The organism is Clostridium sp. LBM24168 (assembly GCF_052953915.1).
Genome location: NZ_CP196861.1, coordinates 993,440 through 1,019,379, shown reverse-complemented (window position 1 = coordinate 1,019,379; position 25,940 = coordinate 993,440). Strand labels below are relative to the sequence as shown.

Here is a 25,940-nt window from a genome sequence, read left to right as displayed (position 1 = left end):
ACATTCTCCCTCTTAAGCAGTCAATACAACACAATGTATTCCGACATTGGACAATTTTTTCTTAAGTTCTTTAGATATATCTTTTAATATAAATATAATTAAATTTTCACAGCTCTCTTTTATTTTTAAAACTGTTTGCATATTTTCCGACAATATCCTATAGGTTATTATATAAGTAAATTTATATTTTTGGTTATTTTTCAATTCGTATTTCACTATTTTATCAAAGAAACTTCCTTCTCCAATACTTTTATGCTTTAAGTAATATAATAACATCAACTCATAGTCTTCAGGTCCTCCCAATTTAAATGAAGAACTATTTAAATTTTCAATAATCAAGTGAATATCTTCATTTTTATATAATAGATACCTCATTATAGATAATGAAAAAGAAACCAGTATTTCATCCGATACATTATGGTTTATCATATCCATATAAATTTTGATGCCCTGCATTTCTACAGCATCAAATTTCTTAACATATAAATTATTTCTTTTGGCACTCAATTTCCAGTGTATATTTTTTAGACTATCTCCAGTTACATATTTTTCAACAGATAAATATGCATCCGACATATATATACTTATATTATTTTCTGAAAAATGGACTGTATTATCTATAATTTTCTGAACTTTCAAAGGCAACTTTATACTCTTAGGATAAACCTTCATGATAAATCTATTATTAAAAGCTGTTCGCTTTGATGATATTGAGAACAGATCTACTGCTTCCAGAAAATAATTTTGTAAAGTATAGGTTCCCCTTCTGTTCAAATTACAGTTTAATTCAACTTTAACACTGCTAAAGGGCAGTAAACTAAATCTTTCGTCTGAATTAATAATTTCAGATATAAAACGCACATATGGATACAAGAATATACTTTTATTTTTTATTTCCAGATAAATTTTCAAGTTGTCATTTACGAAGAATTTTTCATCTGGAAGATCAAGATCTACTTTTATATATTTTTTTAAAAGAAGTAACGAAACTACTGAAACAACAAACATCGATAGGAATACCAAAAATAATGAATTAACTATTCTCTTCCCATAAAAATAGCATGCAACAGTTAATAACGCTAAAATAAATATAAATGATATTTTAAATTTTATCATTTATAGTTAAACTTGGCACTGATATTTCCTTCATTATATTATCGATAATTTTAAAAACATCAGTACCATTAAATTTTTCTTCTCTTGATAATACTATTCTATGGGAAAGTACTTTCTTTACATTTTCCTTCACATCATCTGGAACCACATAGTCCCTTTCATTTACAAATGCAGTAGATTGGGACATTTTTAACAGTGCTATTGAGGTCCTTGGTGAAGCTCCCAATGATAATTCGAGACAATTTCTGGTTTTATCTACAATGTCAACTATGAACTCATATATTCTTTTGTCTACATGCACATTTGCCACTTCATTTTGGCAGCACCTCAATTCATCAATATTCATAACAGGTTTTATAGTATCCAAATAATTTTTCCCTTCACCATATGTGGAGCGATAAGTAGAAAGCATTTTTATTTCCTGATTCTTTGACGGATAACCTATGGACAATTTGATTATGAATCTATCAAGTACCGCTTCAGGCAGCGGGAAAGTACTGGAATAATCCAGCGGATTCTCTGTAGCCATAACTATAAAAGGACTATCCATTGGATATGTATTGTTTGCTTCAGTAACCTGGCATTCCTCCATTACTTCGATTAATGCACTTTGAGTTTTTGGAGATGTTCTGTTTATTTCGTCCGCCAAAACCACATTTGCAAAAATCGGTCCTCTATTAAATTGGAATTCATGTTTCTCAGGATTGTAAATAGAAATTCCCAATATATCAGAAGGCAGTACATCAGGTGTAAACTGTATTCTACTAAACTTTAAATCCAAACTTTTACTTAAAGCTTTTACCAGAAGGGTTTTACCTACACCAGGTACATCTTCAATAAGTACATGTCCTCCTGCCAAAATGGACTTTAATATATCCAATATTACTAGTTCTTTTCCAATTATAATTTTTGATACATTTTCTACTATGCTATTTATATCTTTCCGCAATTCAATCTCCTCCTGGTAATTTATCCATATTCATATACTACAATTATATATAATATTATAAAAATAACAACAATTATAAGGTTCTTATCTTGAAATCAAGTATTTTTATACTATTCCCCCCCATTATTCAAATGATTGATTAAAATACATATTGTAGTATATGCCTTTTTTTTTCACAAGCTCATCATGATTGCCAAGCTCAGCTACTTTCCCGGCATCTATTACCATTATAATATCTGCATTTCTTATGGTACTAAGTCTATGTGCAATTATGAAGCTGGTCCTTCCTTCCATGAGACGATTCATAGCCTGCTGTATCTTTAATTCCGTCCTGGTATCCACATTACTGGTAGCTTCATCAAGAATTAATATTGATGGATTTGAAAGCACAGCCCTTGCAATTGTTATTAGCTGCCTCTGCCCCTGACTCAAATTAACTCCTCCTGGTTGAAGCATAGTATCGTATTTTTCAGGGAGCAGTTCAATGAATCCATCTGCTCCTGCAATTTTTGCAGCAGCTCTGACTTCCGAAGAGCTGGCATCTAGTCTCCCGTATTTTATATTTTCAAGTATACTTCCTGAAAAAAGATACGTATCCTGAAGTACAATACCGAAGCACCTTCTGAGACTGTCCCTTGTATAGTCTCTTATATCTACACCATCAATAGATATTTTACCTTTTGTAACATCATAGAATCTAGTAAGAAGATTTATAATGGTTGTCTTTCCTGCTCCAGTATGTCCAACAATGGCAGCAATCTGTCCCGGCTTTACCTCAAAATTAATATTCTTTAATATTTCAACATCTTTTCTGTAGCTAAAACTTACATTTTCAAAGGCAACATGGCCTTTGGAATCTTTCATAATTTTTGCATCGTTTTTGTCTTTTGCTTCTTCACTTTCATCCAGTATTTCAAAAACCCTTTCGGCACCTGCAACAGCAGATTGAAGAGTGTTGAATACACTTGCAATATCATTCAAAGGTCTGGAGAACTGCCTTGAATAGCTTAAAAAGCTGGCTATAATTCCAACTGTTATACTTCCTTTTACTGCTAAAATTCCACCTACTCCTGCCACAGCTGCAAATCCTACATTATTTATTACATTCATGATGGGCATAAGAAATCCAGACCATATCTGGGCCTTTATACTTATTTTACATAACTTTCTATTTATCTTGTTGAACTGCATTATTGACATCTTTTCATGGTTGAAAGCTTTAACAACCTGAAGCCCGGATATGCTCTCTTCTATATGTCCGTTAAGCATTCCAAGTTCCACCTGCTGATTTTTAAACAGTACACTGGTCTTTTTTGCTATTATCCTGGTCAACAAGAATACCATGGGTACTGTTATAAGACTTACAAGAGTTAAAATAGGGCTGAGCATGAGCATCATTACAAAAGATCCAATAACGGTAACTATCCCCGACATAAGCTGAACAGTTGACTGTGATATTGTAGTATCTACGTTTTCTATATCATTTGTAAGCCTGCTCATAATTTCTCCATGAGTATTATTGTCAAAAAAAGAAATCGGCAGTTTTTGAAGTTTTCCAAATAGACTTTTCCTGAGGCTTATGACTATTTTCTGAGCTGTCACCGCCATAATCCATCCCTGAAAGAACGTAAGCAGAGCATCAATTATATATGAAGCTAAAAGCAGCATAACTATTAAAAAAAGCAGATTAAAATCTGTCCCGCCTTTTAGATCAGACATTGAGTCAATAGCTTTCCCAATAAGATAAGGTCCCAGAAGGCTCACTATGGAATCCAGCATTATAGAAATAAATATTATAATAAGCACTTTTTTCTGACTTCCAAAATACTCCCACAATCTTGCCATAGTTTTAGTAAAATTTTTCGGCTTCTCTATAGGCTGAATGCTGCCTTTACCTTTTATACCTTTTTTGGGGCCAAATGATGCTCTTACATTTCTATTCACAATCATGCCTCCTTTTTCCCTAATTGAGACAAATATATATACTTGTAAACTTCACAGCTTTTCATGAGATCATCATGGCTTCCCATACCTGCTATCTTTCCATTATCAAGTACAATTATTCTGTCTGCTGCTACTATAGATGATATCTTCTGTGCAATTATTATTACAGTCATGTCTTTTGAGTATTTTTTTATCCCGGATATAATCTTTGCCTCGGTAGACGCATCCAAAGCACTTGTACAATCGTCCAGTATAAGTATTTCAGGTTTTTTGATAAGCGCACGTGCTATAGAAACACGCTGTTTCTGTCCACCTGAAAAATTTACTCCTTCCTGACCAAGTTTAGTATTATACTTCTCGGGGAGTTTGGAAATAAATTCATCTACTTCCGCAATTTTTGATACCTTTTTTACCTCTTCCTCAGAGGCATCTTCTTTGCCCCACCTTATATTTTCAAGTACACTCCCTGTAAAAAGCATCGACTTTTGAGGTACAAGTGCTATTTTATCCCTTAAAATCCTTTCATCAATATCTTTAACATCAGTTCCATCAATTTTTATATTCCCGGAAATAGCATCATAAAACCTTGGAATCAAATTTACGAGACTACTTTTTCCTGACCCTGTAGATCCAATTATGCCAATCGTCTCACCAGGCATACATGTAAAGCTGATGTCATGTATAACCTTATGTCCATCTTGATATGAAAATGATACATTTTCAAAATCTATTCTTCCAATTTCACTATGATCAGTGCTTTTTCTACCCGAAACAAATTCAGTTTTTTCTTCAAATACTTCTGCAATACGGATTATTGAGGCCCTGAATCGCACAAACATGTTGAAAACAGAAGATATTATCATAATCGAAAACAAAATCTGTGTCATATAATTTATAAATGCAATTATTTGTCCTACATGCATGCTTCCACCTTCAACATATCTTCCACCAATCCACAAGACCAATACTATTCCTATATTTATAGTTAAATTTATACTTGGAGAAAATACAGCCATAATACGCATAGCTCTGGCTGACGATTGTCCAAGATTTACATTTGCATCCTCAAATCTATCAACTTCATAGTCGAATCTGTCAAATGCCTTTACCACTCTGACTGCAGAAAGATACTCCCTTATAAAAGAATTGACTCTGTCCAGAGCATTTTGAACTTTAATAAAGTATGGATATCCTATATTCATACTGGCAAATATAAGAATACCTACTGTTGGTATCACTATATAAATTATTCTAGAAAGATGCATATCAAGTCTTGATGCCATAATAATACTTCCAATACATATAAGAGGGGCTTTCACAAATATCCTCATAAGTCCATTTACAAAATTCTGAACCTGAACCACATCATTTGTAAGTCGTGTTATAAGAGAACTACTGTCAAATCTGTCAACACTGGCAAATGAGAAATTTTGAATCTTCTCAAATAAATCCGATCTCAGTTCCATACTGAATTTCTGTGACACATTTCCAGACAATATATTACGTCCTGAAGCTCCAAGTGCTCCTATACCTGTAATTACAAGCATAATTATTCCATTTTTTATTACATAATCCATCTGTTCATTTGCAACCCCTATGTCCACTATTTTTGACATTATAGCAGGTTGCATGAGATCACAAAGAGCTTCTACAGAAAGACATACTAGTGCAAGACAAAATCCCTTCCAGTAGTTATGTATATATTTTTTCATGAATTTCAAATTCATACACTCCCACAACTTATTTTATTAATAATATTCTTTTTAAAATATAAATTCAATATAAACTGCAAAAATTAATGTTTCTTATTTTGCTTACTAATCACCATATAAATTATGTATTGTATAAAATTCATAAAATGTAAATTATATACAATACATAATGGTAAAAAACGCACTAGAGCATAGTCCTAGTACGATCTGAGCAATTTTATCATAATCTGCTCATGGGATCATGTTCAATTAATTGTTCTTAATATTCAAGATATTATTGATAATACCCTCAATAGGTATTTGGATAAGTAGGTGGAATAACCTCCTATTAGGCATAAAAATCCTATTGCTACATTAATATTGATGAATATCTAATGTAATAACTACCTTGTACCTATTTCTTTAGATATAAAAAATTGGATTTAATAATCAATTTTAATATTCAGAAGATTCCATCATTATGGTATGATCAGAATAATCTATTACATATATCTTGATATCTGCTGGATTATCTACTTCTAGAAATATATTCTCCTTATATTCGGGATGCCTCTGAAAATGAATTATCTCCTGATTATAGCGATTGTTAAATTCTTCAGTATTTTTTATTTCTTTTAACTCAAACATCTGGAGATAGTCCATGCAATTAGGAATAGCCTTGAATTTATCAATTATATTCCATATTTCCATTTGAATTTCTTCATCTATGTAATTACGTATTCTTCTTGTTATACATCTATCACTATCAAACATTTACAATAACCCCTCTTCTTTAAAGCTGAAGTAATTTTTACCCCTTTTTATATTTTAAATTTATTCACCAATATTTTTTACTTCATTGAATGATACATCATCTAAGTTATTGCCACCCTTCTTAAGTTTTTACCTATATTATCCAAAAACTCGCCTCTATAATACTATTATACGATAATCGCGTATTAATACAAGCAATATTTACGTATACTATGTAATATTCTGTAGCATTAGTATACTATTTTACACTTTTTATTATTTTGGTTATACTTTAATTATTACGTTATTTACGTATTAAAAAAGGAGTTTATATTATGAGTATTATAGGGAAAAAATTAAAAAAGATTAGAAAAGCCAATAAACTTTCATTGAAAGAACTATCTTCTAGAATTGATGGAAAAATATCCATATCATTTTTAAGTGATATTGAAAATGGCAGGAGCAACCCTTCATTTGAAAACTTGAAACTTATTGCTGACGCACTTGAAACTCCGGTTTCTCTTTTCATAGAGGATTCAGAGAACAATATATTTTTCAATGCTGCCAATGATGCTGATCTCATGCATGTAATTAATCTACTTCAAGGTTTTAAAGATTGGAACATAGAGGACAAAAAAGAACTGCTTTACTACCTCAAAGCTAAAAAGGTAATCAGAGATAATACAGATATTTAGGCTTGAAAAATAGATACCACCATCACTGTATCCTATTTTTGCGGTGATGCTGGTGCCTACTTTTTTGATAGAAGTAACTACCTCATATTATTTCTTATATCTATTAAAATCCCATAGCAGCTTTGACAATTTTCATTTGTTCCTTTGATGTAAGCATTTCTAAAAGTTTAAACGCCACATGAGAAGCTGTTTCCGGACAATATGAAGTAACAATATTTTTATCAACTACAATTGGTTCATCTACAACATTAACGCCAAATTTTTTTAATTGTTCTTGTCTATATGCATCTCTTAAATGATATGTAGTAGCTTTGCGATTCTTTAAGACTCCACTCTTACCTACTGGTAAAGCCCCAGCACAAATAGTAGCAATAATTTTTCCTCCTAAATCAAATTCTCTTATTAAATTCAGAAAACACTCATCATAAGCTTCTTCATAAAATCCAAATTCTTCAAAGCCGCCAGGAATAGCCAGTGCATCATATTCAGCAACATTAATTTCATCAATTGTTTTATCGACTACTACAGGAATATTAAATGTACTCATAACTTGTTTATGAAATCCACAAGTTACTACCGAAACATCATATCCATGATCATTTCTAGCCCAACCCATAACATCTACAAATGCACTAAACTCCATTGTTTCAAATCCTTTAGCCAGAAAAAGTAGTATTTTCATTTTAAACCTCCATTATTTTTATCACATCAATAACTTTTATTGACAAATTGTTACACAATAATTTACTTTTTTAAATTGGAATTTGTGTTACCTTAATACTTCTACTTCAAATCCATATCAATTCACCTTCAAATTACTAATTTAAATAATCTTTACTTTGCATTTTAGGTTATACTAATAATCTACTATAAACATGATTTTCCATAACCAATTTATACATTTCCATATTTGAAACAACTAATTGAATATCATTCATTTGGTTCAGAACTCCAACTTTTAATATCATTACTAATGTTAAAAATTAAATTTTTATTTTTTATGAAAATTACATTTTCATCAGGATATGTAATAATATCGTCTTTTTCACGAGTTCCTATATCAAGGATTTGTAATATTTCTGAACTATTATTTATAAACTGATGTGCTATATTTTTACCAGCTGGTTTTGAAACAACATCACCTGTCTTTATTAATATTTCTTCTCCATTAAATCTTAATATACCATGTCCATTCATTATTAAAAAAAATTCTTCTTGCTGTGAGTGTGAATGATATTTTGTACTTTCACCACCAGGTTTCACGTAATCTATGTTCACATAGAATTTCTCACATCCAATGCTATCTCCTAATAGTACGGTTTTTAATTTGGTTTTAAAATCAGGATCATACATATATTCTTTAGATATATTATCAATATTAGATATATTATTCATGATAAATCCTCCTTCAACAATTTAAATCATATCATAATATAATTAATTTAATAGTCAAGTTAAATGTTAAAACAACAAATAATTACTTCGCAATTATTATCATTGTCTAATGGTACTTTTACTCTGCTACAATTGTCTTCTTCTGTTAATTCTTTACCTGTTTCATTGGATATTCTACTTAAATATTCCATCCACCTATTATCACCAATTGGGACAGGAAACAATACAAATGCTATTATCCCACTTCCTACACACTTTTCAAGCTTCTTAGTGTCAATAATAATCGAAGCAATATTCTTGGTAATAGGTCTAACCTTATTCTCAATTTCTTTTATACGATAATTTGTATTAGGTGTTTTTAATTCTACATAATAATGAACATCATTACAAACAAACCCTATATCAGCCCTACTGTTACTATGATTATATTTTGGTTCAACTTCTACACTATATATTCCATATTCCTGTAAATACTCAGCAAGTTCAAATTTTAACCATCCTTCAAATTTAGCACGTTGCCTTATAGCAATTCCAATCAGATGCTTATTATCATTTATTATATCTGAAATACTTTTTCTTATTAACTTATCCATATTATTAACCTTCCACTACTTAGCTTTTTTCATAAAATCATTAACCAACCTTAAATAATATTTGTTGTCTAATATACTGTTTAAGTATGCACTTGTAATATATTAGAATACTGCACATAATAATTATATAATTACATTTTACATATTCTCAGCGAATTTGTATATTTTTAAGGGATTGTGAAGTTTATAAAAGAGATTATATATCCAACCTTATCAATAAATTTTCTTTTCTTATATAAAAATTTTTACCAATATTGTTTGAGCATCCATTCTCTAAACTCGCTCATATCACTCCCTTTAACTGCTTTATATATTTACTTTCTCCAGAGAAGAACTGCCTTCGAGGAATTTTTTTGTAGTTCTTCTGTAGACAGCTTTTGAATATATGAATAGTCCAGATAATATACTGCTGATATATCTTTTTTTACTTCTATAAATCTATTGTCGTCATCATAATCAAAAAACTCATTATTATTAATTGTATATTTATATTGTTCATCCTTTTGTGGCTTAGAAAAATACTTTGTCCATATAGTATCTGTGTAATAAATATATACAACATTTTGTTTTATACCATTTTTTTTAATCATGGTTTTCCATTTATATGAACAGTAGTAATCATCCCCATTAAAGTAAACATGAAGCATTCCGTTATCTCCCCTTTTAACACTTACTAGTCCATTTTCATAGGGAATTGGCATTTGGTAGTGAAAGATAAATGAAAATCCTCCTAATAATACAACAATTGCACATATAACTGATATAGCTGATATCATAATATTTTTTCTTAGCAGCTTCTTTTTTATTCCTTTTAATATATCAAATTTTGCCTGTTCTGCTACTTTCTCGTCATTAGTTTGAATGAAATCGCCATCCATATCTTCAAGATACTTTTTGCAGATATCACATTCTAGCAAATGTTCCTCGATAATGGTACGACTTTCATCACTGCAAACATTATCATGGTAGAGTGGCAGTAAATCTTTAACTACTTCACAGGGAATTTTCATTTTAACACCTCCTTGATTTTAATCTTTGCACGATGAAATGTGACTCTTGCCCAGCTTTCTGTTCTCTCAAAAAGCTCAGCAATTTGTAAAAAAGATAATTCACCAAACACCCTTAAAGTGAAAACCTCTTTATATGGTTCATATAAAAGATGAAGTATTTTATGTATTTCCCAGACTGTTTCACTATCTATTAATTTTTGCTCAATACATTCACCTTCATTTTCCTCACGATATTCATGTGTAATATGCTTATTTTTATGATATGCCGAAAAATAAGTATTTTTTGTTATTTGGCACAACCAAACTCGTATTTTACAGTCTCCTTTAAACTTGTCTACATTTTTCAAAGCTTTAAAAAATGTTTCCTGGGTTATTTCCTCTGCCAAAGTTCCATCACGGCATAGCGACAGAGCATATTTATAGACATCAGCAAAATATTGAGAGTATATACTTTCAAAATCAGTCACAGTTTCACCTCTCTTTCATACATAAGACTCTTTAAACTAAATTTCGTTACAATCTTTTAAAAAAATAAAGCATTCGTTGTCTTTTTTATATCATCAGCAAATAATTTTCTATTTTTATAATATATCTAGGAAAGAGATAATGCCAGCTACAGACTTATCTTAAATAGTTTATTCTCAATTTACTATTAGCATTAATAGTTTTACTTATAAAAAAATAGTAGCCCTGCACAAGCAGTTACTACTATTTAAAATTCTATTTTTATAAAATTTTCATTTATTCAAATTACCGACCTTTCGTTGTAATTATGCTTTGATCTTCGATCACGGATTTTTTTAAATACTTCTCTAGATCATTTTTAACTGTAGCTTGAATTATTTCCATGTCAGAATACTCTAATCCAAACATATAAACTTACAACCAAGGCAATCTTTGTTTTTATATCAATCATAGTTCTATTAGAATCAGATGTTGGGCTACCAAAGGGACCCTTGTCATCTTTCAATAATAAAAGATTTTCTAAATTGATTTCGCTTTTCCCAATACCTTGATAACTATCATTGGATGTTCCAGATGATAAAACCACATTACCAAAAATTTTATCCAAATCATAACTCCCAAGTGGAAATTTTAATTTTAATGATAAATAGTTATTCAAGTCTACTAAAGCATTGATTTGATAGAGACCTTTTTTTCTTAATAATTCGACGCCATAAGCTATCGGAGGATGGATTGTTTCTAATGTATCTATTTCTTCAATTTTGACAAGCATGGGATTAATTAACTTTTCCCATATCACATCGTTCTTTTTTTCATTTTTAAATAGGTAATTTCTGATTTAACGTTATATTCATTTTCCATTCTCCCTTTTTAATTCATAATATCTTTCTCAACAGGTATATTAATCAACAAACCGTATAGTTACCCAAACGCTGCCTAGTATTAATACTGTTCCCAAAAAGAATCCCCAGGAAATACTCTCACCAAGAACTAGCCAGCTTAATAAAGTACCTACTATGGGTTGAAAAAGGAAAAATAGGCCTGAACTACCAGCATTCATTAACTGAAGTCCCTTATTCCACATTACAAAACCAATAGCAGTAGAGATAATACCTAGATAAAGCAAACTGAATATTATTTTCAAATCAGTAAAATGAATATTATTAAATACAGAAAAATTATTTATTACAAATGGTGTTAAACAAACAACAGCAACAGAAGTAGCATAAATTGTAATTTGGAGTGAATCGTACTTTCCAGATACTTTTTTTATGAGGACTGACATTAATGCCCAAGTTAGTGCAGCAACAACTAACGACAGTGCCCCCAATAGTCCATGCCTACCTGTTATATGAATACCAACAATCATAATTACACCCAAAGTAGCCATAATAATTGAAACTATTTTTACCAAATTGATCTTTTCTTTTAGTAAGAACCATGCAAAAATAATCATAAAAGTTGGCGTTGCCGATGTAATAACTGCACCTAATTGAGCAGAAGATAGCCAGGTCCCAGCTTCTTGTGTAACAATTGAGATTGTATTTCCAATTAATCCAATTAGGAAAATTAAAAATAAATCTTTTCGTTCAATGCGCCATTTTATTCCTTTTATTAATGCAAAAATAGCTAAGAAAAAAAGCGCAATTAGATAACGCAACCATACTAACTCAACTGGTGGTATATATTCAACAACAACTTTAACAACTACAAACATACCGCCCCAGATACTGGCAGATGTGCTAAGAAAAATAGCACCTAGAATTTTATTTGAACGCATTTAATTTCCCTCCGCTTTAAAATTTCAGAATAGATTGAAATTGTCAGCGGAAATTATCCGCTGATTAACGGATAACAGGAACATCACATTCATTTAATGGTGAATAAATCATTTTATTACCTCCTACTTTACTATACTCAATTAAGAAATATTTCCCTTAATTTTTGTCTTACAGCATTACTAACTAAACTTAAACTGTTGTGAACTATGTTTAAGTTGCCCTTGTATATTGCTATTTTGTCACCCTCAGTGAAGTTTGTCAAGAACGAATTTTAGGAAATCTAAATCCAGGAATTGTATCAGCATCAAGCTAGCAGACTTTAAATACACGATTAATCTTGAACCATTTTACACATTAATACATGCCTTTAATTTAAATCTAATTTTGAAATAATTTTTTTATAATATATATTAAAATACAATCTACATATTACTAAATGTATTATTAAAAAAACAAATGAAGTAATAAGAGCAAATAAAACACCTATGATACCATATCCATATGAACTATTATCATAATAACTATATGCAATATTTATTATAATAGCATATATTAATGGGATAAAATACATTATTAGTATTTTTTGAAATATAATTTTTTTTATCTCTGTCTTCATTATGCCAATTCTATATAGACTAAAACATCTTTTTCCCTCATTTTTATATTCCATTTTTAATTTAAAATGGATCATTATTATAGCAGAAAAGTATAAAAGAACACATATGTATATTATAATAAATATTAAAAAATTAGAACTTTTTAAAGCCATGTTATATGCCTCTATCCTTGAGCTTATTTTATAAAAACTATCATTATTATCAGTATTATTCTCTTTGGCTAATTTACTTGATACTTGTTTTACTATGCTATCAGAACTATACCAATTACGGAAATTATATAAATGTAATATTCCTTTCAAATAGTAATCGATACTATTTATTGTTATCCATTTATAATCTTCTTTATTAACTAAAATTATATTGTCTGATATGCAATTTATTTTACCAAATAAAGGATTAATAATTGTGTTTTGTAGAGTAAATTTTTTTGTATCTTTATGAGAATTAATACTTATACTGGAAATATCTAAATTAGTGTCATGTTCATAACCATCATTTACATCATATGGATAGACATATATAAACGAATTTGATTTAATCTTATAACTTTGTTTCATAACTTTATTCACATCATCTACACAAAATATTGTAAAAGCATTATTTCTTATAAATCTAACATCATAATGTGCAGTTATATCATTACCATTATTATATACAATAGACTTAATTTCATTATCATTCAGAGGTTTAAAATCGTCTTCAATTTCACCATATATCATATGAAATGGATGATAAACAACAGCATTTTTAGTAAAGTTAGGGTAAGTTACCAAGCTAAATACAATAAAAAATAAGATAGTAAAAAATATCCATGTAGTAGCAAAAAATATTTTTTTATTCTTATTATAATAATATTTTATATCTGAAAATAGAAAAATATCTTTTATATATTTCTTATAATACTTATTTTTTAAATATTCCATTAATATTTCTCCATTAAAAAATATTAAAATTGAGCCTAATATACAAAAAATTAAGCTTAAGAACCATATATTACTATTTACGTGATAAAAAATAATCATTACAATAAAAGCAGTAATTGTAAATACTACTCCAGCAAAAAGTAATCTAATATTATAATGTTTTCCATTTTCAGACTTCTCAGCAGATTTTATCTTATCATATATAGTACTTTTAATCATAATACAAATATTTATAACTAATGAAATTGCAAATATACCCAATACATATAAAGTCATTATTTTATATGATAATAACGACACAGTAATACTAATACTATATATACCTACTATATTACGAATAAAGTTTAAAAAAAACAAAGACAAAAATGTACCTACTACTAGTCCACTTACTAAAAAAACTATACATAATATTAAATTTTCTATTAACACTCTATTCTTAGCTTCATTTTCTGTCATACCAAGCGTTAATAAAATACCAAAATCTTTCTGTCTAGATTTTATAAAAATACTTTGAGAATAAGGGATAAATATACCAGTAAATATCAAAACTAAAAAAGTAGGTGCATATATATTACTAGATATCATTGGGTCAACAATAGAAGCATTCATAAATTGCTTATTGACTGATACTGATATAAAACTATATAAAATGGCAATTGAAAATAAATTACACAAAATAAATAGCATATATTTTTTTGCATCTGCCTTAAACATTTTAAATGCAATTTCACTAAATGTCATATCAAATCTTATATGATATATTTATTATCATATTTTCCTTTCCTGAATTTTTAATTTTTAAACGTATTAAAATTTTGTATTATTTTAATAATATAATTAAAAAAATCAATCTTTTCACTTTTCTTCTTAATTTCCTTAATAATCAAACCATCTTGTAAAAATATAACTCTATCACAATAGCTAGCACAAAATGGATCATGTGTTACCATAAGTATACTTGCATTACATTTATTATGGAGCAATTCAAAATATGATAAAACTTTTCCAGAGGACTTCGAATCGAGATTTCCTGTAGGTTCATCAGCAAATATTATCTTAGGATTGTTTACAATAGCACGACAAATTGCAACTCTCTGTTGTTGTCCACCAGATATTTCATATGGATATCTTTCTATTATTTCACTTATCCCCAGCATACTAGACAATTTGCTAACTATATCTCCTTCCATAATTTCATATCTTTTATTTAAAATTAATGGAATCATAATATTTTCTTTTACAGTTAAGCTACTAAGTAAATTAAAATCTTGAAATACCATACCAATATTATTTCTTCTAAACAACGACAATTCATTTTTATTCATTTTGCATATATCATTACCACATATATCTATTTCTCCTCTATCACATTTATCTATACCAGATGCTACATTTAACAAAGTTGTTTTTCCACTTCCTGAACTTCCCATAATCGCCACAAATTCATTATTTCTTAATGTCAAGTCTATATTCTTCAAAGCTATTGTACTAACTTTTTTATTAATAAAGTATTTTTTGCATGCATTTTTCATTTCCAATATATTCATAATATTTAATCCTTCATTCTAATAATTTCAACATTTTTTTATATGCTAATTGGCAATTTCTCTGCGTTTATTCCGGCAATACCTTTTTCCTTGATGAACTGAATTGCTACAACGTTACCTTATAATAAACTTGTTTACCCATCAAATTTTCTTTTTGCAAATTTACAGATTGATAGTTAATTATTTTCATATTTCTGATAGCCTTTACGGATCATATAAATTGAATGTCGTCCAAGTCTGCTGCCTAAATCTAAAAAATATTGAAATTTCTGTTTCTTCCGTATTAAGGCAAAATATACACTTTCTATGTAAGGCACAAGTCACTTGTCATTAAAATTTTTTGTCCAGTCCCAGGGTCTTGATAATATCATTTTTACTTCTCCCCTTTTTAAATTACATATAAGAATTAGTTTACTTTACAGCCCAAGTTGTCCAAAATGCCGACACCTGATCTTCATAAATAAGACAATTGAGTTTCTCCTTGTGTCATTAGGTGAAAATAGATGTGACTAAGAAGCCACTCATTATTCCACAAATAAATTCAGAAAATATCAAAACCTGTCTCATAATCATCGGTATATTTTTTCCCCACAGCCGTCAACGGGTATCTCCACCCAAACAACAGAAGAATCAATACTTCTATTACGACCAATCCAATGGCGATAAAGATATAGATATTGATTCTATTAAATATACCTGCAAATAGGATTAAATTCCCATTTATAAAACTACTACCAATAAATTAATTATATTTCAACAAGTAAAAGTTGGCAAACAAATTTCCCGTTTTTTGCTGTAGATACAGAAACAAAACAGCTTTGTTATCTTCTTGCAAATTGTATGTAAAATGCCACAGTTTGTTCAAACTTTGCAATGTCCATAGCTTATATATCGTCTGAGTATGCTTGGCTTTGTCGCAGCCAGTATACATGCTATATCTCATTCGCAGGTCAAAATCTGGCACTGGTGAGTGATCTGATATTAAGCCAGGAAATCAGGCAGAGATACTGCACTAATATCATCAAATAAACATCCTATTATTTAACAACTGCTTGATATACCTAATACACCTATGTATAATATACCTAGAGATATTAGGTATAAGGGAGGGGAAATTTATGAATGTATCAAAAGATTTGATTGCTGCCTCCGCAACCCCCCTAGTTTTGGCAATTATAAAAGAAAGCGACAGCTATGGTTACCTGATTATCAAAAAAGTAAAAGAATTATCTAAAAACGAAATTGTTTGGACGGAGGGAATGCTATATCCTGTTTTACATCGTCTGGAAAAACAACAATTCATTGAATCTTACTGGAAGGTCTCTGAGACAGGACGCAACCGAAAATATTACAGGATAACCGAGGCAGGTCTGGAAAAACTGGAAATGCAGATGAAACAATGGGAAATCGTCAATTCCACTCTCGAGAAAACCAAAAACATTATAAGTAAAAATGAGGAGGAACACCATGTTTGATTTGGAATTCAATATTCGCTCATGGAGCGACCATTTACGTTCACGCGGTAAATTGAAAGAAGATGATATCCTTGAGCTGGAAAGCCATCTCAGGGACGAGATAAATGATCTCACCAAAGCTGGGCTAACCCTGGAGGAAGCTTTTATCATCAGTGTTAAACGATTAGGTAATGTCAACGCAATCTCCAAGGAATACTCGAAGATCAATATGACAACTTTTTGGAAACATTTGCTGGTGGAACAGACCGATTCATCCTCGAAGAGGAAAAACCATAGGAACATCGTCCTGGTTGTTCTATTTTCCCTGTTTGCCGGAACACTTGCTAAAATTCCTGAATTATTTGGCTATAACCTGACTGACCCTGCTTACACCTTGTTTTATTTCAAAAACCTGAGTTTATTTATATTGCCGCTAATTGCCCTTTATTTTTTAATTACAGGAAAGCTAAGCTGGAAATACGGTATGGCGGTCCTAGGTACCTTCTGCCTTTCCGCAATCATCATCAACCTTTATCCTTCTTTTGCACCCAATGACACGGAACTCTTAACGGCGATTCACCTTCCGATTTTGTTATGGCTAATTACTGGCATACTATACATCGGCAAAGGCTGGAGAGAAAGCAAAGGTCGTATGGACTTTCTCCGTTTTACAGGTGAAACAATCATTTACGGCGGCCTGGTTTTTTGTGGTATCATCGTATTGGGAATGTTTATTCAAATTATATTCAGCACTATAAAAATCAATATTTTCTGGTTCAATGAGGAGTATTTGTTTGTCTACGGTGGATGTGCTTCCGCTATGGTTGCAATCTATTTAGTAGAGGTAAAAAAAAGCATTGTGGAAAACTTCGCGCCAATTTTGGCGAAAATTTTCAGCCCACTGTTTCTAAGCGGTATGGCAGCTTTCTTAATCACAATAATTGCCACTGGTAAAAGCCCTTATGACGAGAGAAACTTTCTAATCGGTTTTGACATCATGCTCGTTGTGGTACTCGGCTTGGTTTTGTATGTGATATCGGCAAGAGGTCTTAATGATCTGCCAAACTTTTTCGATTACATGAATTTCGCCCTCATCGTAATGGCCCTAATCATCAATTTCGTCGCACTCTCAGCTATTGCCTACCGGCTTTCGATCTATGGCATATCACCAAATAAGATCGCCGCGCTGGGTGAAAATCTGATCTTGATGATTAACCTAGGGGGCTTGGCTATTCTATACCTAGGTTTCTTTAGGGAAAAGCTAGAGTTTAACCTGCTTGAGAAATGGCAAACTGCCTATCTCAATGTATATGCATTCTGGATGGCTGTTGTCGCCTTCGTTTTCCCACTTATTTTTGCGTTTCATTGAGGACTTATTAAATATGTATAATCTCCTGATTTTCATCATTTTCTATAATGTCCATCCGACATAAAAATAAATTTGAAAAGATTTTTCTCCTCTTTTGCAAACACAAATAACATATGTTACGTAACATATGTTATTTGAAAAATTCCAGTAAAATACAATTATATGCCTATTTTTTCTTAAGTACTATTTTAAAATTCTTTTCCACATTATTTTCTTCACTTTTGATTACCAAATACAATTTTGTGACTTTTTCAAAATAGGGACTCTCAAAATCAGAAATTTCTTCACGAAAATTAGGATTGTCGTCCTTATAACGCTCTCTAGTACCACACCTGTATTTATTTCCCTTGTCATCTTCAAGATATACATTCTTAATGTTCATATCAACAGGAACTGAAAGTTTAGCATTTGCTACAGTAGGATATACATTTACATATTTTATTTTTATAGCTGAATTTACATCTGCATTAATATCTTTTACATAATTAATTTCCTTGGCATTTTTCAATTTGTCATCAACTCTTATATTGACCTGCCAATTTCCAGCAATGATTTTAGGAGCTTTATGAGATAATTTATCAAAAAAATTCATTTTTTTATAAATATGCGGACTGATGGTATTGTCATAAAAATCGTAAAATTTAATAGTAATACTATCAGGCAGCTTTGATATTTTAGTTTTATTAGTGCCAAAGTGAAAAATTCCTTTTTTTGTCCTTGAATTTTTAAAGTTCCCCTTATCTACATCTATATAATAAATGGAACTATATACAGCATCACTGTCACTTCCATCAAACAGTATTCTACCGTTGTTATCTAGAATTTGTAGTGAATCACACATTAAATCATTCCAATCATTATATCTACTATCAGCTTTTACACTATACCCAATAAGAAGTTCATTTCCACTCATAGTAAATTGGTCTATAGTTACTGTAATTCCCTTGTCTTTAGCTGATTGAGAAAAATCATTTTTATTTTTAACAGCCTCCTGCACAAATCCATTTCTTACTGCATTATCAATTCCTTTATCTCCAAAATTGCTGAGTAAATTTTTTACTTCTGTTGATGCATTATTTATATAATTAGCAAAAACAGGTGATGCTTTATTCAAAAACACAAACAAGGCAAACATAATTGCTATGGAACCTGTAACTTTTAAAAAAATATTTTTCTTTCTGTTCTTTGCTCTTTTTATAGCTCTATCTATAACAAAATCAATTTCTTCTGGAATTTCTACAGGCTCTAGATTATTCCCAAAAAATTTTTTATCATAATCCATCTTCTCTATTCCTCCAATTCAATTCTTAATTGCTTTAAAGCCTTATGAATATAAGTCTTTACTGTTCCAATAGGGTAGTCCATAATATCAGCTATCTGCGGAACAGTCAAATCGTTGAAATACCTAAGTATTATTATCATTTTAAATTTGCCTTCCAATGTATCGATAGCCTTATATAAATCCAATATTTCTTCTCTATTGTCAAGTGACTTATAATCTTTACTTCTATCAACATTCTTACCAAAAAATATAAATCTTTTTCTTTTGTTTATATAGTTAATAGAACTATTTATGAGTATTCTCATTATCCAAGTATTAAAATACTTTCCCTGCTTCAATTTTTTTATAGATATATAGGCTTTATATACAGTATCATCCAATATTTCTAATGAATCATGTTTATTCTTCGTATAAAAATATGCTGTTTTATATAGAGTCTCTTTGTTCATTTTTATAAGTTCACAAAAAGCATTTTCATCTCTATTTTTTGCTTTAATAACCAACTCCTCAATATTCATATAATAATCCTCCAAGCAAGATATAATATTATTACTAGTAATAACTTGTCATCTATTAGACATTTGAAAGCATAGTTTCGTTTTATTTATTTTCTATAGATAATTTTCATGTTACTATCTTCTAAATATAAATAAGGCATTCATCCCAATTCGGATTAATCAAAAAACTGGTTTCTATATTTTAGGAGAAACCAGTTTATATTTCTATATGGGCAAAATTTACCCAAAGCCAATAATTAATTTGACAGCTTTTATTTCTTGCCTATTGGAAAATAGACCTCCGTTATAAATTCGTTGGGGCTGTATTTGGATTCGGGACCCTTTATATATTCATCATGAGGGGCTCCAATTATTTTGTGGGAATTTTTGTCAATCCAGTCCAGGATTTCTCTGTAAGCTTCACCAATTTCACTATAGGGGCCTATAAAGGTAGTATGGCAGTATAGGCCTCCTTTTAGAATTCTTGTTGATATTCGTGGCGTTTTCAATTCTCTATCCACAGGTATACAGATCTCTATGTTCGCATTATTTGGATCAAAGTCTTCATCATAGTACAGGGTCATTATGTTTCCATTAATAGATAGACCGTTACTGGAGACAGTTCCGAAGACTTTACCGATTAAATTGTCTATATTGTCCATTGGAATGGTATCTCTCAGACTCAAAACTCTTGTGTCCTTTAAGGTATCTAATAAAATATTGAAATTTCGCTTTGAATTCATTATATCTTCACCTCTCTCTAATTTATTTAAAGAACCTTTTAATTCAAGCAGAATATTCTTGGAAGACTGTATTTGAAATTCAATTTCATGTACCTGCTTTGACAATAATATCATCAAGGTGGTATTGGTACTGTCTTACATAATTTGTTTTATCTGATTTGATGAAAATCTGTATCTTCTAAGTTTATTTATTTTCAATATATCCTTTACCTGGTGCTTTTCATAATATCTGTATTGATTTTAAGGATTGATAAAACTTGGCTTTATCAATCCCAGCTTATCATAATACCTGAGCATCCTGATAGAAATTCTTCCAATTTTCGAAAATTGACCTATAGTATACATAGAATCCTCCTAAATCTTATTCCTCTTCGAAGTGGTTAATTACATATTAAACCTTCACATAGTGTCAGAGTCAATAGGTTTTCGTAATCTTCTTATAAAAAGCTGCCCTTCAATTGACTGAATTTATCAAAAAAACGGACTCAACGAATTTATATAATCACAATCAAGACGTATACAAAGGATTATAATTTAATAGCCAAAGTATCATATAAAGAACTTATTATTTTCCTATACTGTTGTATGCAGCTAATGCATCGGTAATATTATACTGCTGTGAATTGTGAAGTCCCGTTGCATTTTCAAAATGGGTATTGTCCATACCAAGATCTGCCGCCTTTCGATTCATCATCGTTACAAATCCCTGCTCCGAACCTGCAATTTGATCTGCAAGCCCAATACAGGACTCTGCACCACTTGGAAGCAATGCCCCATATAAAAGGTCAATGGAGCTTACCTTTTCACCCGGTTGAAAGCCCGTCATCGATGCATCTGCTTTGTACAGCCCCTGGAATGTGGACTTGGTAAGTCTTATTTCTTCATTGAGATCAGATAAATTTTCTATTGCAACAACGGCTGTCATAATTTTAGTCAAAGAAGCAGGATAGATTTTTTCTTCGCTGTTTTTTTGCATCAGGATAGCATGATCTTTTAAACGGATCAGAATAACATTGGGGCTGTTCAGCTTATCGGAAGATATGGAGACAGTTGAATCCGGTTCTATCTTAAAGATATTTTTGTTTTCCGAGGTAATGATGAATTTATAAACACTAGCAACAATGACAGCCATCAATAGAAATATTACAAGTATGTATATTTTTGAGTTTTCCATTTTTTCTTTTTGTACCATATAAAACAGCTCCTTATTCTGTACTGGTATTATTTAACCACAGAAAAAAGAGCCATGTTGTAATTCCATCCTATGAATTTCTTAAGGTTTTATTAAGACATTTCTTTTTTTTATATGCTATTATGAACGAGTCAATTACAACGGAGGTGAATCTAATGTTTATTATTATAGTGTCGATTACATGTTTTATTGGTACTTTACCATTCTTGATTCCATACCATATACTACTGACCTCTCAAAGCAAAAAGACTGGCCGTAAACTGTCAATTGAACATATTATAATCGTATATATCTTTGTGTACTATCTTACTGGCGTGCTGAGTTTTACTGGTATTACTTCCATAGGAGATATTGTTCATGACAACTTTGGAATAATAATACCAAAGGGATTGAATATTTCACCGGATGAGATTAATCTGATTCCATTTCGCTGGATTGCGGAGAACGCCAGCCCATACATGGAAAATATATTGCTTTTTATACCTCTTGGATTTATGCTCCCATGTATTTGGAAAAAGTATGAAGTATTATGGAAAACAGCATTATCAGGTGTCATATTCTCTTTTATAATAGAATTGAGTCAATTGTTCAATAGAAGAATAACGGATATTGATGATTTACTGATGAATACTCTCGGAGCGTTAATTGGATGGGTAATTTTCAGGCTGCTGAAAAAGCATTTATCAAAACTACAGAACAGGATTTCTGTTCAAAGTACAAATACGGGAAAAATACCCCTGCTCCTTCGTGAAGAAGTATGCTTTTATATGTCCATTGCATTTGCCGGTATGCTGTTTGTGTTTTACCCATTTTTAATACCTTTACTGCAATTCGTACTTAAAATTAGAGTTAACATATAAGTGGAAGCACCACAGTAAAAACTGTCTTTTCTGTATCACTTTGCACGAAAATATTACCTCCATGGGCGTTTACGATTTCCCTGGCAATAGCCAATCCAAGCCCGGCACCACCTGTATTGGTGGAACGTGATGTATCCAACCGAAAAAATTTTTCAAATATCGTTTCCAGTTTTTCTCGTGGAATTGGATTCCCCTTATTAGTAAAAGTTATAACGATATTTTTATCCTGCTGCCCGGCGGAAATGTCAATGACACTGTTTTCATAGCTGTAGGCTATGGCATTTTTCAGAATATTATTGAATACACGGGCCAGTTTGTCCGCATCTCCCCACAGAATAAGGCTGTCAGGCACATTGACGGATACCTGCTTTCCCTGTGGAGTCAGCATTGGATAGAATTCGTCCGCCATCTGCTGGAGCATGAACAGTAAATTGATTTTCTCTTTATTCAAAACAATAGTTTGAAGATTAAATCTTGTAATCTCAAAAAACTCATCTATAAGCTGCTCCAATCGATAAGCCTTTTCCAGGGTAATGCCAACATATTTTGCCTTCTGTTCAGGAGGCATATCAGGAGCTTCATCCAGAAGGCTCAAGTATCCTATAACAGAGGTCAGAGGTGTCTTTATATCATGAGCCAGGTAAACTACCAGATCATTTTTGCGCTGCTCGGCATCAATAGCAGCTTTTTTTTGCTTTTCCAGATTGCTTTTTATCTGATTAAGCTTATTTTTCATAAAATCCAATTCCGGTGATAATGTAATTTTTTCATCAGAATCCTCAGTAAGTTTATCCATTTCAGTACTTATTTCATCAAAATATTTGGTAAACCAGGAAACAGAAAATCGAAAAAGGACGGCTAAAAATATTAGGATTACAACGAAAAGGATCATTTCCATATTGTTGCGGATCACCAACTGATAGATTTCCTGTGCGTCCAAATTTTGAAAATGAAAAGCGCTGACCAAATATCTAACAATACGATCTCCGATCTGTCCGCGAAGAATATGGCGCAATAGATAAACAATCACAGCCGCGGCAACTGTAATCAGAAGCATCTGAAAAAATACTTTCCCTTTTAATTTGGTATAATCATTTCTTCTTTTATCTATCCTACTTTTCAATTTTATAACCAACTCCCCATACCGTTTTGATATATTTATGATGCTCCGCGCTGTCCTGCATTTTTTCTCTTAGATGCCTGATATGAACCATTACAGTATTATTGCTGTTGGTGAAATACTTGTCTTTCCATACCTCATGGAACAATTCTTCCGAACTTACCACCCGTCCACAATTGGAGCAAAGAACCCAGAGAATTGAAAACTCTGTAGGAGTTAGAGACAGCTTTTTTTCACTCAGCGTACATTCATGGGTGTCCATGTCCAGTACCAGTCCTGAAAAGGCAATCAAGTGTTCTTCCTGATTTGGCTCCGCAGAATTATATTTGGTAAATCTCCTGAGCTGCGCCTTGACACGGGCAACAAGCTCCAGAGGGCGAAAGGGTTTTGTTATGTAATCATCTGCACCTAATGTCAATCCGGTAATCTTGTCAATCTCTTCTTCTTTGGCAGTCAGCATGATAATAGGGAAATTATTACTTTCCCTGATTTTCCGGCAGAGAGTAAAACCGTCAATATCCGGCAGCATTACATCAAGTATTGCAAGCTCCAACTGTTCCGACTCAACACACCGCAGCGCATCCTGACCGTTATAAAATTTATATATTGTAAAACCTTCATTTTTTAAATAAACTTCAATCAGATCCGCTATGGACTGTTCATCGTCTACAACCAAAATATTGATACTCATAGGCTCCATCCCTTCCATACCTGAACAATTATAGTTTTTTACATACATTTTCAGCCCACTGTGCAGCTGTTTTTACATTTTCTTCTGTATTATTGCTAAGAGGGTTTTTGAATTCAATTTCTCCCAAAAATTCATTTTCTCCAAGTTCACTTTTCATATTTTCAAAAGTTTTTCCATTATTTCCACCGTTGCAACTAAACAAAGCTATCTTCTTATGTCTCAAACTCGTCCTGGCAAAAAAGCTTCTCATGGCAGGAGCAAAATTCCACGCCCAGACTGGAGTTCCAATAAATAAAACATCATACTCTTCCGGCTTTATATCATAGGACAAAAGCTTCGGTTTTTCCCTGGTCATAGATTTTTTACCACCTATCAAATATCTCATCTTGCTGTTTGGATCTATATCATTTTGGGGCTTTATCTCCAGTGCATCACCTGATACAGCTTTTGAGATAGCTTCGGCTATCAACTTTGTATTTCCTTCAAGTGAATAGTATACAACGAGAATTTTATTTCCCATAACAGTATCTACCTCTTTTCTATTTATTAAAAATTCTTATACCTACATATTATAATAAGTAATTCAAAAAATCCATTTAAGTACAAAAAAGGCCTTTATTCAAGGCCCTTTTTTAATATCGAACTATGATATTATTTTTTAGAAAGCACTTCGTCTACTATTCCGTAATCCACAGCATCTTTTGCAGACATAAAATAATCCCTTTCCATATCTTTTTCTACCTTTTCAATAGGTTTCCCCGTTCTTTCACTATATATTCTATTTATTTTTTTCTTGGTTTCAAGAAGCCACCTGGTGTGAATTTCTATATCCGTAGCCTGGCCCTGCATTCCTCCATATACTGATGGCTGATGAATCAATATCTCACTATTTGGAAGCGCATATCTTTTCCCCTTTGTACCTGACGTCAGTAAAAAGGATGCCATACTGGCGGCCATACCAATACATATGGTTGACACATCCGGCTTTATATACTGCATTGTATCGTATATTGCCATCCCCGCGGTAGTTGATCCTCCCGGACTGTTTATATAAAAATTGATATCTTCATCAGGGTTCTCGGATTCGAGATACAAAAGCTGTGCCACAATGACACTTGCCGTTGCATCCGTCACCTCCTCATTCAACATTACTATCCTGTCCTCTAGAAGTCTAGAATATATATCATAAGAACGTTCTCCCGAATTTGTATGTTCAACAACAACTGGCACATAGCTCATCAAACCACCCC

General features: G+C 31.4%; 26 protein-coding genes and 2 pseudogenes. 4 read left to right on the top strand and 24 right to left on the bottom strand.

All coding sequences use genetic code 11. The features are described 5' to 3' along the window. Positions 1-12: 12 nt before the first annotated feature. The 5 genes from ACSVC9_RS04995 to ACSVC9_RS04975 form a co-directional block, all read right to left on the bottom strand. On the bottom strand, positions 13-1,008 hold the full coding sequence (locus ACSVC9_RS04995) for a DUF58 domain-containing protein (RefSeq protein ID WP_446899251.1): 996 nt from the start codon (positions 1,006-1,008) through the stop codon (positions 13-15). A 94-nt stretch (positions 1,009-1,102) separates the two neighbouring features. After that, on the bottom strand, positions 1,103-2,065 hold the full coding sequence (locus tag ACSVC9_RS04990; protein WP_446899250.1) for an AAA family ATPase: 963 nt from the start codon (positions 2,063-2,065) through the stop codon (positions 1,103-1,105). 123 nt (positions 2,066-2,188) lie between these two features. After that, entirely contained in the window at positions 2,189-4,015 is a 1,827-nt protein-coding gene (locus ACSVC9_RS04985; protein ID WP_446899249.1) for an ABC transporter ATP-binding protein, read from the bottom strand. Further along, positions 4,012-5,736, bottom strand: coding sequence for an ABC transporter ATP-binding protein (locus tag ACSVC9_RS04980; protein ID WP_446899248.1), 1,725 nt, complete (start codon positions 5,734-5,736; stop codon positions 4,012-4,014). Before ACSVC9_RS04980 ends, ACSVC9_RS04985 begins: the two co-directional genes overlap by 4 nt. A 420-nt stretch (positions 5,737-6,156) precedes the next feature. After that, positions 6,157-6,474 (bottom strand): DUF960 family protein, encoded by a 318-nt coding sequence (locus ACSVC9_RS04975; protein ID WP_446899247.1) that lies wholly within the window; start codon positions 6,472-6,474, stop codon positions 6,157-6,159. A gap of 314 nt (positions 6,475-6,788) precedes the next feature. Here ACSVC9_RS04975 and ACSVC9_RS04970 point away from each other — a divergent pair, with 314 nt between their 5' ends. After that, positions 6,789-7,148 (top strand): helix-turn-helix domain-containing protein, encoded by a 360-nt coding sequence (locus ACSVC9_RS04970; protein WP_446899246.1) that lies wholly within the window; start codon positions 6,789-6,791, stop codon positions 7,146-7,148. 103 nt (positions 7,149-7,251) lie between these two features. Here the strand turns inward: ACSVC9_RS04970 and ACSVC9_RS04965 are convergent, their stop codons facing one another. The 10 genes and pseudogenes from ACSVC9_RS04965 to ACSVC9_RS04920 all read right to left on the bottom strand — a co-directional run bounded on the left by ACSVC9_RS04965 (position 7,252) and on the right by ACSVC9_RS04920 (position 15,482). Next, positions 7,252-7,830: a DJ-1/PfpI family protein gene (locus ACSVC9_RS04965; protein WP_446899245.1), complete on the bottom strand. Its 579-nt coding sequence runs from the start codon at positions 7,828-7,830 to the stop codon at positions 7,252-7,254. Positions 7,831-8,078: 248 nt separating this feature from the next. Then, positions 8,079-8,543, bottom strand: coding sequence for a cupin domain-containing protein (locus tag ACSVC9_RS04960; protein WP_446899244.1), 465 nt, complete (start codon positions 8,541-8,543; stop codon positions 8,079-8,081). 59 nt (positions 8,544-8,602) lie between these two features. Beyond that, positions 8,603-9,136, bottom strand: coding sequence for a hypothetical protein (locus ACSVC9_RS04955; RefSeq protein ID WP_446899243.1), 534 nt, complete (start codon positions 9,134-9,136; stop codon positions 8,603-8,605). 314 nt (positions 9,137-9,450) lie between these two features. Next, complete coding sequence (locus tag ACSVC9_RS04950) at positions 9,451-10,146, bottom strand: zf-HC2 domain-containing protein (protein ID WP_446899242.1); 696 nt, start codon at positions 10,144-10,146, stop codon at positions 9,451-9,453. Next, positions 10,143-10,613 (bottom strand): RNA polymerase sigma factor, encoded by a 471-nt coding sequence (locus ACSVC9_RS04945; protein ID WP_446899241.1) that lies wholly within the window; start codon positions 10,611-10,613, stop codon positions 10,143-10,145. Before ACSVC9_RS04945 ends, ACSVC9_RS04950 begins: the two co-directional genes overlap by 4 nt. Positions 10,614-10,996: 383 nt before the next feature. Continuing rightward, positions 10,997-11,383, bottom strand: a complete 387-nt coding sequence (locus tag ACSVC9_RS04940) for a phenylalanine--tRNA ligase beta subunit-related protein (protein WP_446899240.1) — start codon at positions 11,381-11,383, stop codon at positions 10,997-10,999. A gap of 129 nt (positions 11,384-11,512) precedes the next feature. Next, positions 11,513-12,391, bottom strand: a complete 879-nt coding sequence (locus tag ACSVC9_RS04935) for a DMT family transporter (protein WP_446899239.1) — start codon at positions 12,389-12,391, stop codon at positions 11,513-11,515. A 368-nt stretch (positions 12,392-12,759) separates the two neighbouring features. Beyond that, the gene (locus ACSVC9_RS04930) at positions 12,760-14,154 is read right to left on the bottom strand and encodes an ABC transporter permease (protein ID WP_446899806.1); all 1,395 of its coding nucleotides are present in this window, start codon (positions 14,152-14,154) and stop codon (positions 12,760-12,762) included. A gap of 51 nt (positions 14,155-14,205) precedes the next feature. Continuing rightward, positions 14,206-14,520, bottom strand: a pseudogene (locus ACSVC9_RS04925) (FtsX-like permease family protein); the annotation flags it as partial. A gap of 206 nt (positions 14,521-14,726) precedes the next feature. Next, positions 14,727-15,482 carry an ABC transporter ATP-binding protein gene (locus tag ACSVC9_RS04920; protein ID WP_446899238.1) on the bottom strand — a complete coding sequence of 252 codons (756 nt, stop codon included), beginning with the start codon at positions 15,480-15,482 and terminating at the stop codon, positions 14,727-14,729. Positions 15,483-16,600: 1,118 nt separating this feature from the next. Here ACSVC9_RS04920 and ACSVC9_RS04915 point away from each other — a divergent pair. Together ACSVC9_RS04915 and ACSVC9_RS04910 are read left to right on the top strand one after the other, a co-directional pair. Beyond that, a complete protein-coding gene (locus ACSVC9_RS04915) occupies positions 16,601-16,957 on the top strand; it encodes a PadR family transcriptional regulator (protein ID WP_446899237.1) in 357 nt (118 codons plus the stop codon). Further along, positions 16,950-18,305 (top strand): permease prefix domain 1-containing protein, encoded by a 1,356-nt coding sequence (locus ACSVC9_RS04910; protein ID WP_446899236.1) that lies wholly within the window; start codon positions 16,950-16,952, stop codon positions 18,303-18,305. The genes ACSVC9_RS04915 and ACSVC9_RS04910 overlap by 8 nt, the downstream gene beginning before the upstream one ends. A gap of 166 nt (positions 18,306-18,471) precedes the next feature. Here the strand turns inward: ACSVC9_RS04910 and ACSVC9_RS04905 are convergent, their stop codons facing one another. From ACSVC9_RS04905 to ACSVC9_RS04885, 5 genes and pseudogenes are all read right to left on the bottom strand, one after another. Further along, positions 18,472-19,587, bottom strand: coding sequence for a DUF4179 domain-containing protein (locus ACSVC9_RS04905; RefSeq protein ID WP_446899235.1), 1,116 nt, complete (start codon positions 19,585-19,587; stop codon positions 18,472-18,474). Between the two features lie 5 nt (positions 19,588-19,592). After that, positions 19,593-20,105, bottom strand: coding sequence for a sigma-70 family RNA polymerase sigma factor (locus tag ACSVC9_RS04900; RefSeq protein ID WP_446899234.1), 513 nt, complete (start codon positions 20,103-20,105; stop codon positions 19,593-19,595). Positions 20,106-20,356: 251 nt separating this feature from the next. Further along, on the bottom strand, positions 20,357-20,941 hold the full coding sequence (locus ACSVC9_RS04895; protein ID WP_446899805.1) for a GyrI-like domain-containing protein: 585 nt from the start codon (positions 20,939-20,941) through the stop codon (positions 20,357-20,359). A gap of 126 nt (positions 20,942-21,067) precedes the next feature. Then, entirely contained in the window at positions 21,068-21,172 is a 105-nt protein-coding gene (locus ACSVC9_RS04890; RefSeq protein WP_446899233.1) for a MerR family DNA-binding transcriptional regulator, read from the bottom strand. A gap of 244 nt (positions 21,173-21,416) precedes the next feature. Further along, positions 21,417-22,019 (bottom strand): annotated as a pseudogene (locus tag ACSVC9_RS04885) (D-alanyl-D-alanine carboxypeptidase family protein); the annotation flags it as partial. Between the two features lie 155 nt (positions 22,020-22,174). Between ACSVC9_RS04885 and ACSVC9_RS04880 the strand changes: the two are divergent. Further along, positions 22,175-22,879, top strand: coding sequence for a VanZ family protein (locus ACSVC9_RS04880; RefSeq protein ID WP_446899232.1), 705 nt, complete (start codon positions 22,175-22,177; stop codon positions 22,877-22,879). On the opposite strand, the gene vanS is transcribed toward ACSVC9_RS04880, so the two are convergent. The 4 genes from vanS to clpP all read right to left on the bottom strand — a co-directional run bounded on the left by vanS (position 22,869) and on the right by clpP (position 25,929). Continuing rightward, positions 22,869-24,014, bottom strand: coding sequence for a vancomycin resistance histidine kinase VanS (gene vanS, locus ACSVC9_RS04875; protein WP_446899231.1), 1,146 nt, complete (start codon positions 24,012-24,014; stop codon positions 22,869-22,871). The two genes, ACSVC9_RS04880 and vanS, sit on opposite strands and share 11 nt — an antisense overlap. After that, positions 23,992-24,690: a VanR-ABDEGLN family response regulator transcription factor gene (vanR, locus tag ACSVC9_RS04870; protein ID WP_446899230.1), complete on the bottom strand. Its 699-nt coding sequence runs from the start codon at positions 24,688-24,690 to the stop codon at positions 23,992-23,994. The genes vanS and vanR overlap by 23 nt, the downstream gene beginning before the upstream one ends. 28 nt (positions 24,691-24,718) lie before the next feature. Then, positions 24,719-25,210, bottom strand: coding sequence for a flavodoxin family protein (locus ACSVC9_RS04865; RefSeq protein ID WP_446899229.1), 492 nt, complete (start codon positions 25,208-25,210; stop codon positions 24,719-24,721). A gap of 131 nt (positions 25,211-25,341) precedes the next feature. After that, entirely contained in the window at positions 25,342-25,929 is a 588-nt protein-coding gene (clpP, locus tag ACSVC9_RS04860; protein WP_446899228.1) for an ATP-dependent Clp endopeptidase proteolytic subunit ClpP, read from the bottom strand. Between the last annotated feature and the right edge of the window lie 11 nt (positions 25,930-25,940).